The organism is Rhizobium sp. PEPV16 (genome assembly GCF_008919455.1).
Classification (GTDB): Bacteria; Pseudomonadota; Alphaproteobacteria; order Rhizobiales; family Rhizobiaceae; genus Rhizobium; species Rhizobium leguminosarum_Q.
This window is the reverse complement of record NZ_VSZV01000223.1, coordinates 1-14,896: the sequence shown is the minus strand read 5'-3', so window position 1 is coordinate 14,896 and position 14,896 is coordinate 1. Positions and strand designations below refer to the sequence as shown.

Genomic DNA, 14,896 nt, shown 5'->3' with positions numbered 1-14,896 from the left:
AACAGGCGTTTGAGAATGCCATGACGCTCGATATCGCCATGGGCGGTTCCACCAATACGGTCCTGCACATTCTTGCCGCCGCCCATGAAGGCGAGATCGATTTCACTATGGCCGATATCGACGCGCTGTCGCGCCGCGTGCCGTGCCTGTCGAAGGTCGCCCCCGCCAAGAGCGATGTTCATATGGAAGACGTCCATCGCGCCGGCGGCATCATGTCGATCCTCGGCGAACTCGACAAGGGCGGTCTCTTGAACCGCGATTGCCCGACCGTGCATGCAGAAACGCTGGGCGACGCGATCGATCGGTGGGATATCACCCGCACCAACAGCGAAACTGTCCGTAAATTCTATCGTGCCGCTCCGGGTGGCATTCCCACCCAGGTCGCCTTCAGCCAGGAGGCCCGCTGGGACGAACTCGACACCGACCGCGAGAACGGCGTCATCCGCTCGGTCGAACATCCCTTCTCCAAGGATGGTGGTCTTGCCGTGCTCAAGGGCAACCTTGCGATCGACGGCTGCATCGTCAAGACTGCCGGCGTCGATGAATCGATCTTGAAATTCTCCGGCCCCGCCCGCGTCTTCGAAAGCCAGGATGCCTCCGTCAAGGCGATCCTTGCCAACGAGGTCAAGGCCGGCGACGTCGTCGTCATCCGCTACGAAGGCCCGAAGGGCGGCCCAGGCATGCAGGAAATGCTCTATCCGACCAGCTATCTGAAGTCGAAGGGCCTCGGCAAGGCCTGCGCGCTGATCACCGACGGCCGCTTCTCCGGCGGCACCTCCGGCCTCTCGATCGGCCATGCCTCGCCGGAAGCGGCAAATGGCGGCACGATCGGCCTGGTGCGCGAAGGTGACATGATCGACATCGACATCCCCAACCGCACGATCAGTCTGCGTGTCAGCGAGACCGAACTTGTCGCCCGCCGCGCCGAACAGGACGCCAAGGGCTGGTATCCCACAGAAGTGCGTAAGCGCAACGTCACGACCGCCCTGAAGGCCTACGCCGCTTTCGCAACGAGTGCGGACCGCGGTGCCGTGCGCGATCTGAACGCCCGCTGAGCAGCTTCAGCTTACGAACCGTTGATGAAAAGTCAGCGGCTCTTCCAACCGGTCGCTTTCAAAGCGGCCGGTTGATGTTTTTATAGGTCTCGCCGAACTGCTTCAGCCGCTCGTCATAGGCAGCCTTGATGCAAGTTGCATCTGCCCCACATTCCTGCCGTTTCTTCAGCCAAGCCGTCTGTTCGTCCTGCAATGTTCCGCGCGAACCCATCGCCAGCAGGCCGGAGAGCAGCTCGAAGGTCGTCACCATCTTCACGTCGGCGTCGTTGAGTGCGCGGTTGTCGCAGATCGCTTTTTCATCCGCCTTCAATTCTTTCGCATCGCAATCGAAGCTTGCTGCCTGTGCCAGGTTCGTTGCAATGAGCAGGATCGCAAAGCCGAGGGCCGCTGTCGTCGTTCTTGTCGTGATCATTCATATGTTCCTATTGCTGCCGGTCAGGCTAGCTTCCGCAGTGCCAGAGCCAGGAAGATGATGCAGATGAGCCAGACGGCAAGGATGAAGATCAGTCCGACCCGGCTGGAGGGACGCTCGATGCGCCCTGTCGCCTCCGTACGAAGCTCGTTCATCACCTCTACTGGCACGAGCCGGATCGCCAGCATGATACCGAGCGGCACGATGAGAAGATCGTCGAGATAGCCGAGGATGGGGATGAAATCGGGGATGAGATCGATGGGCGACAGCGCGTAGGCGGCAACCGCGCCGGCCACCGCTTTGGCATGCCACGGTACGCGGGGATCGCGGGCGGCAAGCCATAGGGCCACGATGTCACGCTTCAGTGACTTCGCCCAGTTTTTGGCTTTTGATATCAGTTGCATGGCCAAGCTTCCTGAATCAAATTGACAATGACTTCAACCGGTTTCCAAGACGCCCTCCCGCCTTGTTCTTCCATGCTTCCGCCCTCTTTCCTTTCTAGCGTCGGGCCGCAGAACAGGATGATTTAGGTCGGTTCGGCCTAAAATCTGAATCCTGTTCGCAACTAAATAGTTAGAGCATGATGTGGTCCGAAAACCGCTCACACTTTTCGGCATCATGCTCTAAAACGTTCCTCAAGAGGATTCAAAAGGGATACCCATGCACGGCCTGTTCAAGCGCGCCTCCGTCTCGCTATTCGTTCTCATGCTCGTTGTGCCGCTTGCTGCCCAAGCGCAGACGGCAAAGACCGTACCCGAGAGCCAGATGCAGATGCAGCTCTCCTTCGCGCCGCTCGTCAAACAGACGTCAGGCGCCGTCGTCAATGTTTATGCGGAAAAGACCGTCCGGCGGCAGTCGCCCTTTGCCGGCGACCCTTTCTTCGAGCAATTTTTCGGCCAGCAGATGCCGAACCGTTCGGAGAAGCAGTCTTCGCTCGGCTCCGGCGTCATCGTCGAGGCGAACGGCACTGTCGTGACCAACAATCACGTCATCGAGGGCGCCGACGATATCAAGGTAGCGCTCTCGGACGGCCGCGAATTCCCCTGCAAGGTGGTGCTGCGCGACGACCGTATCGATCTTGCCGTGCTGAAGATCGACACCAAGGAAAGCTTTCCGACATTGCCGATCGGCAATTCCGATACGGTCGAGGTCGGTGATCTCGTGCTGGCGATCGGCAATCCCTTCGGTGTCGGCCAGACGGTGACGAGCGGGATCGTCTCGGCGCTTGCCCGCAACCAGGTGATCAAGAACGAGTTCGGCTTTTTCATTCAGACCGATGCCTCGATCAATCCCGGCAATTCCGGCGGCGCCTTGATGAACATGAAGGGCGAGCTGATCGGCATCAACACGGCGATCTTCTCGCGCGGCGGCGGCTCGAACGGCATCGGTTTCGCCATCCCTGCCAATCTGGTCAAGGTCTTCCTCGCGTCGGCCGATGCCGGCGTCAAATCCTTTGAGCGGCCCTATGTCGGCGCAAGTTTCGATGCCGTGACCTCGGAAGTGGCCGAGGCGCTGGGGCTGAACAAGGCCCGCGGCGCGCTCGTCGTCAAGGTTTCGGAAGGTGGGCCGGCCGCCAAGGCCGGGCTGAAGGCCGGCGAAATCGTCACCGCCGTCGACGGAGTTTCCGTCGAGCATCCGGATGCGCTGCTCTACCGCTTGACGACGGCTGGTCTCGGCAATTCGGTCAAGCTCACCGTCATCGAGAACGGCCGCGAGGAGCAACTGCCGCTGACGCTCGCCCGCGCCCCGGAAACCTCGCCGCGCGACCAGCGCACGATCGGCGGACATACGCCGTTTACCGGTGCCGTCGTCGAGAACCTGTCGCCGCGTGTCGCTGACGAGCTGCGCATGCCGCCGGAATCGGCGGGCGTCGTCGTCTCCGAAGTGAAGGAGGATTCGCCCGCCGCCCGTCTTGGTTTCGAACCGAAGGATATCATCGTCTCGATCACCGGCCCCGATGTGAAGTCGACCAGCGAACTGTCCGAGATCGCCGATAGCGACCCCGGCTTCTGGCGGGTCGAGATCGAGCGCGACGGCCAGCGCATCCGGCAATTCTTCCGATGAGCAACGATCTCTTCGCGCCGCGCGTTCCGGAGGAGGTCGCCGCCAGGCGGCCGCTTGCCGACCGGCTGCGGCCGAAGACGCTTGCCGATGTCACCGGTCAGGAACACCTGACCGGTGAGGATGGCGTGCTAAAGAGGATGATCGAAAGCGGCTCGCTTGGCTCGATGATTTTCTGGGGGCCGCCCGGCACCGGCAAGACGACGGTGGCACGGCTGCTTTCGGGCGAGGCGGGCCTGGCCTTCGAGCAGATATCGGCGATCTTCTCCGGCGTCGCCGATCTGAAGAAGGTGTTCGAGACAGCCCGTTTGCGGCGTATGGACGGCCGTCAGACACTGCTCTTCGTCGATGAGATCCATCGTTTCAACCGCGCCCAGCAGGACAGTTTCCTGCCCGTCATGGAGGATGGCACGGTCATCCTCGTCGGCGCCACCACCGAGAACCCCTCCTTCGAACTCAACGCCGCTCTGCTGTCGCGTGCCCGTGTGCTCACCTTCAAGTCGCATGACGAGGAGAGCCTCAAGGAACTGTTGAAGCGTGCCGAGGCGATCGAGCAGAAGTCGCTGCCGCTGACGGAGGATGCCCGCGCCAGCCTGATCCGCATGGCCGACGGCGATGGCCGCGCGGTGCTGACGCTCGCCGAAGAAGTCTGGCGCGCGGCGCGCGAAGGCGAGAGCTTCGATACCGAAGGCCTGACGCGCATCGTCCAGCGCCGTGCCCCGGTCTACGACAAAGCGCAGGATGGCCACTACAATCTGATCTCGGCGCTGCATAAATCCGTGCGCGGCTCGGATCCCGATGCCGCGCTCTATTATCTTGCCCGCATGTTCGATGCCGGCGAGGATCCGCTTTATCTTGGCCGGCGGCTGGTGCGCATGGCGGTGGAGGATATCGGTCTTGCCGATCCGCAGGCGCTGGTGATCTGCAATGCCGCCAAGGATGCCTATGAGTATCTCGGCTCGCCGGAAGGCGAACTGGCGCTGGCCCAGGCCTGTGTCTATCTCGCCACCGCTCCGAAATCGAATGCCGTTTACACCGCCTTCAAGGCGGCAAGCCAGGCGGCAAAGCAGAACGGCTCGCTGCTGCCGCCGAAGCATATCCTCAACGCGCCGACCAAGCTGATGAAGGGCGAGGGGTACGGCGACGGCTATCGCTACGACCACGATGAGCCGGACGCCTTTTCCGGCCAGGATTATTTCCCGGAGAAGATGGGACGCCAGATCTTCTACGATCCGCCGGAGCGCGGCTTCGAGCGCGATATCCGCAAACGGTTGGAATGGTGGGCGAAGCTTCGCAAGGAGCGTAACCCGCGCTGAAGCCTGGCGAACCTCAGGAGGCGCGCGGCGTCTTCTGATTTGCCGGCGCGGCGATCACCTTGACGGACGATTCCGCAAGCCCGTGATGACCTTCCATATCGACGATGACATGCCAGTGACCGCTTTCCGGAACGGCGATCTTGATCGGCGATTTGCGTGCCACGCCACCGATATATTTGAAATCGAGAACCTCGGTGAACCGCTGGAAATTCGGGGCCGTCATCAGGCGGACATTGTTCACAGCATTCAACGACACCTCGATGATCGTTCCGGCGCGTTGTTCCCTAAGATCGTAATGGGTGAAGCGGAAATTCGGTTTCGGCATCGGTCTCGCGGCGTCTGAAGTCTCTGCGCCAGGATTTTACCAGAATGTGGGTTAAGGAAAAGTTGGAAATCGGCCGTTCAGCTCATGTCTTCGTACTCCCGCTGCATGAAAACAGCGGGAGTACGGCAAGATTTAGAGCAATTCCAGCAAAAGTGTGTAGCGGTTTTGCGTCCGGAATTGCGTGAAAACAAAGAGATAGAGCATCTCCGTGATTCGGAGAAAAACGGAAATGTTCTAGTGGATATTCGCCGTGCCGCGCGCAAAGGGCGCGAATTCGAGCACCATGCCTGCGGCCGCCCTATGAATATCGGCGGAGGGGCAGTTGCATTCCCCAGCTGCGAAATGGAGGGCGGCCGCTTCATTGATGAAGAGCCCGCCGACAAGGCCTTCGCGGTCGTGGACGATCCAGCGGCCGCTTCTGTCGCGGCCGACGGTGAAGCGGGCGGAAGGCGAGGGTGCTGCAGCGGGAAGGCTGCGGCGTTGCTGTGCGTTTGCCATTGTGGTGATCCTTCGGTCCTGATGCTTCAAGGGGAGATGAGGTCGAACATCATCTGGACCAGGCCGGCAAAGGCCAGCGTCATCGCAAGGCGGGGCGCAATCGCGGCAAGGCCGGAGAGCATCGAATGGGAGGGATCGGCGGCGAGTGTGCTGAAGTGGCTGCGTTGCAGCGGGTCGCTCTCGGCACTCGGTTCAGTCAGGCGTGACATCGGTTTGTCCTTTCGAAGTCTCAACCGCCGCTTGATCGAGCGGCGGTGTCACGCTTCAAAAGTAAGCTCGGGTGGATAGGGTTTCCATTTGGCGGCGAAAACGAAAATATAAAAATCTCATAGGGATAACGCCATCCCCGCGCTGCTTTCGTCAAGGAAGGGCGCAAGCGCCTTGCCGATGGCCAAACGCATCTCCGGCTCGGCAGGGACAAGTGGAAGGCGAAGCTCGGCCCCCAGGCCGCGCATCAGCCGGAGCGCGTATTTGATCCTCGCCGGATCGCCCTCCGGCCCAAGTGCCGATATCAGCGGCAGCAGCCGATCCTGCAGAGAACGCGCGGCTGAAAGATTTCCGGCCCGTGCTGCCTGCTGCATCGAGGTGAAGAGCTTTGGCAGAACGTTGGCGCCCGGCGAGATCACGCCGTCGCCGCCAGCGATGGTGAAGGCGAGCGCGGAAGGGTCATGGCCGGAAAAGAAGCGGAAGCGCTGTCGCAGGATCGGCGAAAGCCCGGCGAAGCGAGCGATGTCGCCCGTCGCGTCGCGAATGCCGACAATCCCCGGGATGAGGGCCAGCCTGAAGAGCGTGTCCGTCGAAAGATCGCTCGCCGTCTGCGCCGGCGCATGGTCGATGATGACAGGCAGTCGGCTCGCCGCTGCCACCTGTTCGAAGTGGTGGATGATGCCTTTCTGCCCGGGCTTGGAATAATAGGGCACGGTGACGAGTACTGCGGCGGCGCCGAGCGCTTCGGCCTCGCGGGTGAGCGCGATCGTGCTTTCGGTGGAGTTGGTGCCGGTGGCGGCGATGACGCAAACGCGGCCGGCCGCAGACCGGATGCTGAGGTCGATCACCTCAGCGCGCTCCTGCGGCGAAAGCGTCGGGCCTTCCCCTGACACGGAGCAGACAGCAAGCCCGTCGACGCCGCTGAGGATCTGCCATTCCACGAGTGCCCGAAGCGCTGATCTGTCGACCCTACCACGGCAGAACGGCGTGACGAGGGCGGTGATCGCGCCGGCAAGGCGCGGCATTCTCGCCGTTTTCATGGCGGATCTCAGAGCGCGCCGAAAACGATGTAGAGTTCGACGCAGGCGAGCACCACGCCGAAGACAATCAGCGCCTGGGCGGTGCGCTTTTCGCGCATCTGCCGGCTGCCGCGTTTGATCCTGGATGGCCGAAGGGGCTGAAAACCGGAGGACATGACATTTCGCATGGCATTTGACCTTTGCAGTGATGGCGAAAGCCTACTGCTGGGCGCGATAGGAAATCCATTCGGAGCGGGGCACGAAAATATAGGAACGGCATAAAGGCCGATGCGAGAAATTTCAAAGCGTGGTGTCGGAAAGACATGAGCGCCGCCGTCCTTGCGGTATCGATGCAAACACGGAGCAAGGACATGTCGAAGATGACGCTGATTTCGATGATCGCAACGGCTGCCGCATTCCTGGCAGCGCCCGGTATATCAGGCGCCGACAGCAGCACGCCTGTTATCGAGGAGAAGAAGGCTGCAGCGCCGATTGTCAGGAAGGGAAGTCTGCCGGTCAACGGCATCGATTATTATTACGAGATCCGCGGCGAGGGCGAGCCGCTGCTGCTGCTTCACGGCGGCCTCGGGCAGATCGAGATGTTCGCGCCGGTCATGCCTGTTTTCACCGACCACCGGCAGGTGATCGCCGTCGATCTGCAAGGCCATGGCCGCACGCCCCTCGGCAAGCGGCCGATCGAGCTTCCGGCCATCGGCGCCGATCTCGCAATCCTGATGAAGCAGCTCGGTTACGACAAGCTCGATGTCTTCGGCTATTCCTTTGGCGGCGGGGTGGCGTTGAACATGGCGGCGAACGCTCCCGACCAGGTGCGCCGGCTAGTGATCCTCTCGGCACCCTATGCGCAGAACGGCTTCTTCCCGGAGATGCTGCCGCAGCAGGCGGCCGTCGGCGCCGCTATGGCCGACATGATGAAGGACACGCCGATGTTCCTCTCCTACAAGGCGGTGGCGCCTGACGTTTCGGAATTTCCGAAGCTGCTCGACGCCATGGGCGCGCTGATGCGCGAACCCATCGATTATAGCGATGCCGTCGCCAAGCTCACCATGCCGGTTATGCTGATCTATGGCGATGCCGACATGATCCGGCCCGAGCATATGATCGACTTCTACCACAAGCTCGGCGGCGGTCTGCGCGATGCGGGCTGGATGCGGGAAAACATGTCGAAGAACCGGCTGGCGATCCTGCCCGATCTCACTCACTACGAGACCTTCGCCTCGCCCCTGATGGCGAATATGGCGATGACCTTCCTCGATGGTGGCGGCAAGGCGCCGAACTGGGCCGAGCAGGTCGGAAAGTAAGCGAAGACGGCCGGGTTTTCCCGGCCGCCCTTCCTCCGCAATCAGCCGCCGCGCTGGTTTTCCCGATCCAATTGCGTCACCAGCGCCAGGATCGTTTCCGACACCGGCGTCGCCACGGCGCTCAGGCGTCCGAGCGCCACCACCATGCCGACCAGCGGCGTGATTTCGAGCGCCTTGCCGCCGATCAGATCCTGCAGCATCGATGTGCGCACGCCGCCGATATGGCGCGATTGTTCCAGCCGCTGCTCAACGGTCATGCTGAACCGCGCCCCCAAGGCCTCGCCGACGGCGCGGACCTCACTCATCACCTTGCCGACCGTAGCCGAAAGGGCGGGATCCGCCATGATGTCGGTCATCAGCGCCTTGGTCAGCGCGCTGATCGGGTTGAAGGCGGCGTTGCCCATCAGCTTGCTCCAGATCTCGCCGCGGATATCAGGCGTCGTCGTAATGCTGAGGCCGGCGCTTGTCAGCACCGCTGCGATCGTCTCAAGATCGGGCGAGATGTCGCCGGAGGGCTCGCCGAGCACGAAGCGGCCGTTGTGGGAAAGCTGGATCTCGCCAGGATTGATTACTTCAGCGCCTTGATAAGCGACGCAGCCGATGACGCGTTCCGGCCCGATCAACCGCCACAGCCTGCCGCCGGGGTCGAGCTCATCGAACTGCAGCTCGGCATGCCGGCTCAGGGTATCGCGGTGAAAATACCACCACGGGATGCCGTTGAGGATCATGACGACGCGGGTGCCCTCCTTGAGGAGGCCTGTAATGCCTTCGGCAGCGGGTGCCAGCTGATGCCCCTTGAGGCCGGTGATGATGAGATCCTGCGGCGGCAATGTCCTGGGATCGTCGGTCGCGGTGAGGCGGACATTGAGCGGCCTTTCCGCATCGGCTTCGCGCAGGCTGAGACCGTTGCCGCGGATGGCGTCGAGATGTGCCCCGCGCGCGACGACGGAGATGGTGGCGTCGTTTCCGGCCTGGCGTGCAAGCTTGGCGGCGATAGCGCCGCCGAGCGCGCCAGCGCCATAGATGCAGATGGACTTGATGGACATGCTCGCCTCTTCATGGTGGTGATCGAACCTAGATCTAGGCCAAGAAAGGCGTAAGGCGAATGCTAATTTGCCGCAAGCAAGGCGAGCGGGCGCCAGGCGGCGAGCCTTTTCGACGCTCGCATGCTGCTCTTCGATGTCGCTGCCGAACGGCCGGTCCTCTTCTCGCTCGCCAACATGCTGGCGGACCAAGCTCTCTGATATCAGCGAGAAGCGTTGACAGGGAAGAAATCGGCGCCGTCAGCGCGATCCGTCAAGCTGACTGCCATCTGCACGCATGCCGGCGATCGTCTCAAGCGCTTCAAAATAAACCGCCAGGTCGCGGGCAGGGTCCGCCGGGAGTGCGGCCGCACGAAACACCTTGCCTCCCGTCGCCTCAACCCCTCCGTCGATCATCAGGTTGTCGGCCATGCCGTGATTTTCGATCGCAATGCCATCCGGTCCGCGTGGGCGCCCGCTCGTCTCATCGATATCGAGCCCCGCATACCAGATCGAGCGAACACGCAGACCATAGTCGTCGGGGTGATTGGTATAGGCGAAGACCGCTTTTCCCAGCGCAATCATAAAGCCGATCTCGTAGACAGTACCCGGATCGGCGCTGACGCCTCGAAAGGGAGTGATGTTGGCAAGGCAGATCTCGGCTCGACGCATGGCGTCGTCGTTGCGTGCATAGATCTCTGCGGCCGTCCGCTTCACCGGCGTCTGGTTTTCGTCGCTGCCGGGACCGGTCGGCTCGAAGCCCAACTGGCGCGCCAATCGGCGTTTTTCGGCCATGATGGGCATGGCATCCGGAAGAAAGACTTCCGGGCCGGCAAGGTAAATGGTGGTCATCGGTATCCTTCACTCACAAGCAAGACGAGGCGCCGGGGGTAGGGGACAGCCAGGTACGTCGTCCATTTCCGACGGAAGCGCGGCAAATGGCAAGCCGTGTCGGCAGACATTGCTCAATTTTTTAAGAGCAGTCTGGCGAACCCATAGTGGACGGGCAGCTGCCGACTTTCATTCCAGGCAGAGCGGAGGGACATCCAGAGGAGCCACCCTATCTCCGTCATCGAGCCGCCGCCTGATATGGGTGGCCTTCAAGACGGCCATCGACCGCACCCAGGCCGGGACGGGTGCAGCGATGTGAACGGAAAGAAAAAGCTTGGGGTTCGCGCCTGTCACCCTTTTGACTCCGGTGGACGAACCGGCCAAAGATGCCGCCTTGGCCAGCATCGTCGGGAGAGGTTGATGAACGGTCGGATTTTGCCAGCTGGTATTCGAAGAGCTCCAAAGCGGCTCAAATGTCTGTTCCCCGCTTTGGCTGCGCTGATGCTGCTCGCCTCGGCGGCGGTCGGGCGGGACATTGGGCCGCAAAGCCCGGCATCGCGCGAGCAGGTCGAAAAACTGGTCGGCCTCTGGAAAGATCACTTTGCCGGCGCCGATAGCCTGCAGCAGCGGCGAACGGCCTTCAGGACGCTGATGGAGACGACGCCGGGGCCGACGCGCATCCAGGTGCGGCAGGTCGATGCCGACGGCGTCGACGCCGAGCTGATGTGGCCTGCCCGCCTTCATCACCCGATCGGCCAAAGGGTGATCCTCTATATTCATGGCGGCGGCTTTTCCAGCGGCTCCATTCGCACACATAGCCTGCTTGCCGGCTCGCTCGCCAAGGCCGCATCCAGCGACGTTCTTCTCATCGACTATCGACTGATGCCCGAATATGGCTATCCCGCGCAGATCAACGACGCGCTGACCGCCTATCGCTGGCTTCTCGACAATGGCTATCGGAGCGAGAACGTAGTCGTGGCGGGAGACGGCGCCGGCGGCAATATTGCGATCGAGACGGTGCTGCGGCAGATGCAGGCGGCAAAGCCGTTGCCGGCGGCTGTAATTGCGCTCAGCCCCATCACCGATCTTGCCGCGACGGGCGGATCCATGACATCAAACGCCGGAAGCGATCCGCTGGTCGGCAAGGACTGGATCGAGACCTTGCGCAAGACTTATCTCCGCAGCCGGTCTCCGACCGATCCCCAGGCATCGCCGCTCTACGCCGACATGACCGGCTTTCCGCCGCTGTTGCTGCAGGTCGGCTCCGGCGAAGTCCTGCTGGATGATACGCTACGGCTCGCCGACAAGGCGCGCCAGGCGGGAGTGGACGTCACTACCGAGGTCTGGCCCGGCATGCCGCATCAGTGGCAGCTGTTTCCCTCGCTGCTCGACGATGCCGATCGGTCGAGCCAGAATATCGCCGAGTTCGCGATCCGGCATTTTGCGGACAAACCGCAGGAGTAGGGCCGCAGGACCAGGCGTCCTGGCACCTCCGTCATCGCATCATTGCGAGCGAGACGGTGACGGCGCCAGGGGCCGCTCGACCTCCCGGCCGACGCTGAGCGCCTTTCGCACATTCGGCTCCAGCCGCTCCATATAGGCGTGGTCGGGTGCAGCGCCCAGCGCATCCAGCATTTTCGAGAAGAAACACCGGGCAGCTGCCGCAGCCGTGACGTCGAAGACGTCGGCGTCGCTCAGCCCGTGTTTCTTCAGCCCGTCGATATCCTGCTGCGTCACCGACGTCGCATCGCGCGCAACCTTGGCGGCAAAAGCCATGATCGCGCGTTCGCCGGCATCGATCGGCGCCTTTTCCGTCTCGTTGACGACGGCCGTCAGCCCGTCGCTGGTGAAACCCTCGCGCAGCAGCACCGAGCCGTGCGCCAGCATGCAATACGAGGATTTGAGCTCCTTGGCCGCCGCCAGCGTTACCAGTTCATAGCGCCGCAAGCTCATATGGCCGCGAATGCTCGAAAGCAGCGCCACCCAGCTCTCCATCACCTCCGGCCGATGGCCGAAGGCCCGATACATGTTCGGCAGATAACCATAATTCGCCTCGGCCGACGCATACATCGACGTCGTCTTCTCGCTGGCGGATGCGTTGGGGGTGTGAATGAAAGCCATGGCATGATCCTCCTCTATTGTGAGAAGGATAGGGTAGATAAGCAGGACAGCAATCCTGAAACGTCAGGCAGCGTCATTGGTCGCGGAAGCGTTACCACTTCTCTTAATCGGAAGAGTTACGGTGAATGTCGATCCGCATCCTCTTGCGCTTCGAACCTCGATCGAGCCGTTGTGCAGTTCGATGATCTGCTTCACCAGATTGAGGCCGATACCGGTTCCGGCAATCCCGGTCGAAGTCCGGGCACGAAAATAGCGCTGGAACAGCCGGGGCACGTCTTCGGCATCGATCCCCACGCCATCATCGCTGATCGAAACTTTGACGTTTCCCGTCTCTGCCCATGCGGTGACGCGAATTTCGGAGGTTCCAGGCGCGTATTTGACGGCATTGGAAAGCAGGTTGGTAAAGACCTGTCCTAAAGTCCGGGGATCGGCATCGATGAACTCCGGCAGGCCGTCGATATCCAACACAAAGCTGTGCGATTTTGCGATCGTCGATTGCCGCTCGCAACAGGTTTTTATCAATGATCTCAATGCGCAGGCGTCGTAGTTGATATCGATCTTGCCGGTATCAAGGCGTCCGGCTGACAGGATGCTCTCCATGAGATCGACAATCCGGGTCACCGATGCGCGGATTTGATCGACCTTGTCACTGAGAAATTCGGGCTCGACCGCCCCCCTTTTTCGCAACAGCCGCTGGGCAGCAGCGTCGATGATGGCAAGCGGGGTCCTGAATTCATGGGATGCCATCGCCACGAACTGCCGTTGCAATTCGTTGATGTTCCGCTCCTGCGCGAGCATGCGCTCGAGCTCCCGCGCCTGCCGCTCGACTTCCGCCGTGCGGCTCTGCACAGTCGCTTCGAGCTGATCGTGATGCCGGCGCAGCTCTTCGGCAAGTCGCACGGTCTTTGTAACGTCCTCATGCGTGGCCACGTATCCACCCGTTTGCATCGGATTGTGGGTAATTTTGATAACGCGTCCATCGGCCAGGACGATGTTCTGGCTGGCCGGCGCGCCGCGTGCTGTCGCTTCGAAGACCACGTCAAAATAGGCGGCGGTATCGGCCGGGCCATTTCCCTCCCGGCTGCGATAGGCCAGGATATCCACAAGTGGCGTTCCCGGTTGCGTCAGCAGGTCCGGCAGATTGTACATCCGCGCGTAGGAGGCGTTGCACAATATCAGGTTCTTGGTCGAATCGAACATGCACAGCCCATGCGGCATGTTGCTGAGGGCTGCGTCGAACCGGCGATGTTGTTCGGTCAGGCTGTCTTCGACGCGAATGAGAGTCGAGATGTCTTCGTAACTGAGGATCCAGCCCCCATCCCGCGATGGGGCGCAGGTCAATGAGACCATCCCTCCATCGGAAAGGGCAAACTGAGACGTCGGCGCTCCAGCGGCCATCGACCGGCGGGATGCCACTGCACGGCAGTCTGCGGTGCCCGGCAATCCGTCGATATTCATGCCTTTGCGGATAGCGCCGTGCGGAAGACCGAGAATATCAAGCGTGCGCGAATTGAAAGCCGTCACCGTACCGGCAGGATCAAGCAGAACAATGCCCTGAGGCAGGCTCTCCAGAATGGATTCAAACGAGTGTGACATCATCCGGCCCTGCTTCAGATCTGGCGCGTTGCACGTATCCTTAGCATTCGTTAGAAACTATAAAGTTTCGCTAATGTCTATCGGTGGGAATTGCTCGATGGAAGCCTGGAGATCCTCCTGTCGTTTTGAGATGGGCGAACCAGCGTTCCAGGGATGTTCAAGCTTGCATCGAGAGGCGTGGGACGGCGCTCGACCCTCTTCCAACATGTCAACGAATTCGTGGAAAGCCGATATGTTTCGAGAGGGGATCGCGCGCTCGATTTTAGCCGAGTTTGGCGAGTTGCTCATCCAGAACGTCAAGGCTGTCCTCTCCGACCTCGTTGACGTCACTCGGCATGGGCTCACCGGTCTCCTGGTAAACAAGCCAGGCAACATACATGATTGCCGTCGTCAGCGCGTTCCAGCCGTCTTCGCTGGGCTTGCCGACCGCCTCTGGGAGCCGACGGAGCGTCCCGCGCTCATCGTCGCTGTAGATAAGATCGGAGAAGTATCGGCCCGTCAGGCGTCCGCCATCACCCCAATTGCGGATTGCCGCCAAGGCGGCTTCGGCTTCGGGCGCATGAGGTTCGGTGCGCTCGATTTGTGCGACCAAAGACGCGGCGATGGCTGCCAAGCGCCGCGCCTGTTCGCGTGGCGGCAGAACGGTCAGCTCGGTGCGCAATTTCATGTCTCCATGGTCTCCACTGGGCTTGTCGCAACGTCTATTAACACAGAATAGAAGCCCTTCCTGCTTTTGCCGGAAGGTCCGCCGATTGCGCCGCATTGATCGCTTCGATGGAAATACCGGGCGAGCCTGAATCTTCCACATTTTTGCTGCCAACGCATCGGGCGGTTGTGCTCCACGCACGATTTTGCAGGTCGAAAAATATCGACATATGCCTCTCAGTCATGGTCATATTTTAGATCGTTCCAATTTTTAGGATGAGATTCCGGTAGTCGAGGAGGCGGAAATTTGCCGAATATGCTCCTAACGAATAACGGCATGTTATAAATTTTACTTGACAGAATTGGAACGTTCCAAATATTTAAGGCGATCGGTCGATCGTTGGCGCCGGGAGGAAGATGTGACAAAGGCGCGGGTAACCGTCATTGACATTGCGAAGGCCGCAGGCGT

General features: G+C 61.1%; 17 protein-coding genes. 5 read left to right on the top strand and 12 right to left on the bottom strand.

Annotated elements, in window-relative coordinates:
• The coding region (locus tag FY112_RS07350; protein WP_181018178.1) for a dihydroxy-acid dehydratase at nt 1–1,055 on the top strand (1,055 nt) is incomplete at its 5' end.
• A 58-nt stretch (nt 1,056–1,113) separates the two neighbouring features.
• Here the strand turns inward: FY112_RS07350 and FY112_RS07345 are convergent.
• Entirely contained in the window at nt 1,114–1,467 is a 354-nt protein-coding gene (locus tag FY112_RS07345) for a hypothetical protein (protein WP_017960040.1), read from the bottom strand.
• Nucleotides 1,468–1,490: 23 nt separating this feature from the next.
• Complete coding sequence (locus FY112_RS07340; protein ID WP_131629504.1) at nt 1,491–1,871, bottom strand: YkvA family protein; 381 nt, start codon at nt 1,869–1,871, stop codon at nt 1,491–1,493.
• Between the two features lie 256 nt (nt 1,872–2,127).
• Between FY112_RS07340 and FY112_RS07335 the strand changes: the two genes are divergently transcribed.
• Both FY112_RS07335 and FY112_RS07330 read left to right on the top strand, forming a co-directional pair.
• Nucleotides 2,128–3,531, top strand: coding sequence for a DegQ family serine endoprotease (locus FY112_RS07335; RefSeq protein WP_151518084.1), 1,404 nt, complete (start codon nt 2,128–2,130; stop codon nt 3,529–3,531).
• The gene (locus tag FY112_RS07330) at nt 3,528–4,844 is read left to right on the top strand and encodes a replication-associated recombination protein A (RefSeq protein WP_131624272.1); all 1,317 of its coding nucleotides are present in this window, start codon (nt 3,528–3,530) and stop codon (nt 4,842–4,844) included. Before FY112_RS07335 ends, FY112_RS07330 begins: the two co-directional genes overlap by 4 nt.
• A gap of 13 nt (nt 4,845–4,857) precedes the next feature.
• Here FY112_RS07330 and FY112_RS07325 read toward each other — a convergent pair whose 3' ends face one another.
• The 4 genes from FY112_RS07325 to dapA form a co-directional block, all read right to left on the bottom strand.
• Entirely contained in the window at nt 4,858–5,169 is a 312-nt protein-coding gene (locus FY112_RS07325; RefSeq protein WP_025394151.1) for a DUF1883 domain-containing protein, read from the bottom strand.
• A gap of 234 nt (nt 5,170–5,403) precedes the next feature.
• Entirely contained in the window at nt 5,404–5,667 is a 264-nt protein-coding gene (locus tag FY112_RS07320) for a hypothetical protein (protein WP_062945446.1), read from the bottom strand.
• A gap of 26 nt (nt 5,668–5,693) precedes the next feature.
• Entirely contained in the window at nt 5,694–5,876 is a 183-nt protein-coding gene (locus FY112_RS07315; protein ID WP_165504606.1) for a hypothetical protein, read from the bottom strand.
• Between the two features lie 117 nt (nt 5,877–5,993).
• Entirely contained in the window at nt 5,994–6,914 is a 921-nt protein-coding gene (gene dapA, locus FY112_RS07310; protein ID WP_151518083.1) for a 4-hydroxy-tetrahydrodipicolinate synthase, read from the bottom strand.
• A 302-nt stretch (nt 6,915–7,216) separates the two neighbouring features.
• Here dapA and FY112_RS07305 point away from each other — a divergent pair, with 302 nt between their 5' ends.
• Complete coding sequence (locus FY112_RS07305) at nt 7,217–8,212, top strand: alpha/beta fold hydrolase (protein ID WP_181018177.1); 996 nt, start codon at nt 7,217–7,219, stop codon at nt 8,210–8,212.
• A 41-nt stretch (nt 8,213–8,253) separates the two neighbouring features.
• On the opposite strand, the gene FY112_RS07300 is transcribed toward FY112_RS07305, so the two are convergent.
• Both FY112_RS07300 and FY112_RS07295 read right to left on the bottom strand, forming a co-directional pair.
• Nucleotides 8,254–9,258, bottom strand: a complete 1,005-nt coding sequence (locus FY112_RS07300) for a 2-dehydropantoate 2-reductase (RefSeq protein WP_151518082.1) — start codon at nt 9,256–9,258, stop codon at nt 8,254–8,256.
• 237 nt (nt 9,259–9,495) lie between these two features.
• Entirely contained in the window at nt 9,496–10,086 is a 591-nt protein-coding gene (locus tag FY112_RS07295) for a nucleoside 2-deoxyribosyltransferase (RefSeq protein ID WP_151518081.1), read from the bottom strand.
• A gap of 468 nt (nt 10,087–10,554) precedes the next feature.
• Here FY112_RS07295 and FY112_RS07290 point away from each other — a divergent pair, with 468 nt between their 5' ends.
• Complete coding sequence (locus tag FY112_RS07290; RefSeq protein WP_181018179.1) at nt 10,555–11,529, top strand: alpha/beta hydrolase; 975 nt, start codon at nt 10,555–10,557, stop codon at nt 11,527–11,529.
• Nucleotides 11,530–11,568: 39 nt separating this feature from the next.
• On the opposite strand, the gene FY112_RS07285 is transcribed toward FY112_RS07290, so the two are convergent.
• The 4 genes from FY112_RS07285 to FY112_RS36650 all read right to left on the bottom strand — a co-directional run bounded on the left by FY112_RS07285 (nt 11,569) and on the right by FY112_RS36650 (nt 14,657).
• Entirely contained in the window at nt 11,569–12,186 is a 618-nt protein-coding gene (locus FY112_RS07285; protein ID WP_017960054.1) for a carboxymuconolactone decarboxylase family protein, read from the bottom strand.
• A 63-nt stretch (nt 12,187–12,249) separates the two neighbouring features.
• Nucleotides 12,250–13,785, bottom strand: a complete 1,536-nt coding sequence (locus tag FY112_RS07280; protein WP_131710325.1) for a PAS-domain containing protein — start codon at nt 13,783–13,785, stop codon at nt 12,250–12,252.
• A 259-nt stretch (nt 13,786–14,044) separates the two neighbouring features.
• On the bottom strand, nt 14,045–14,449 hold the full coding sequence (locus FY112_RS07275) for an Imm6 family immunity protein (protein WP_131710324.1): 405 nt from the start codon (nt 14,447–14,449) through the stop codon (nt 14,045–14,047).
• A 37-nt stretch (nt 14,450–14,486) separates the two neighbouring features.
• A complete protein-coding gene (locus FY112_RS36650; RefSeq protein WP_165504167.1) occupies nt 14,487–14,657 on the bottom strand; it encodes a hypothetical protein in 171 nt (56 codons plus the stop codon).
• Nucleotides 14,658–14,896 lie beyond the last annotated feature (239 nt).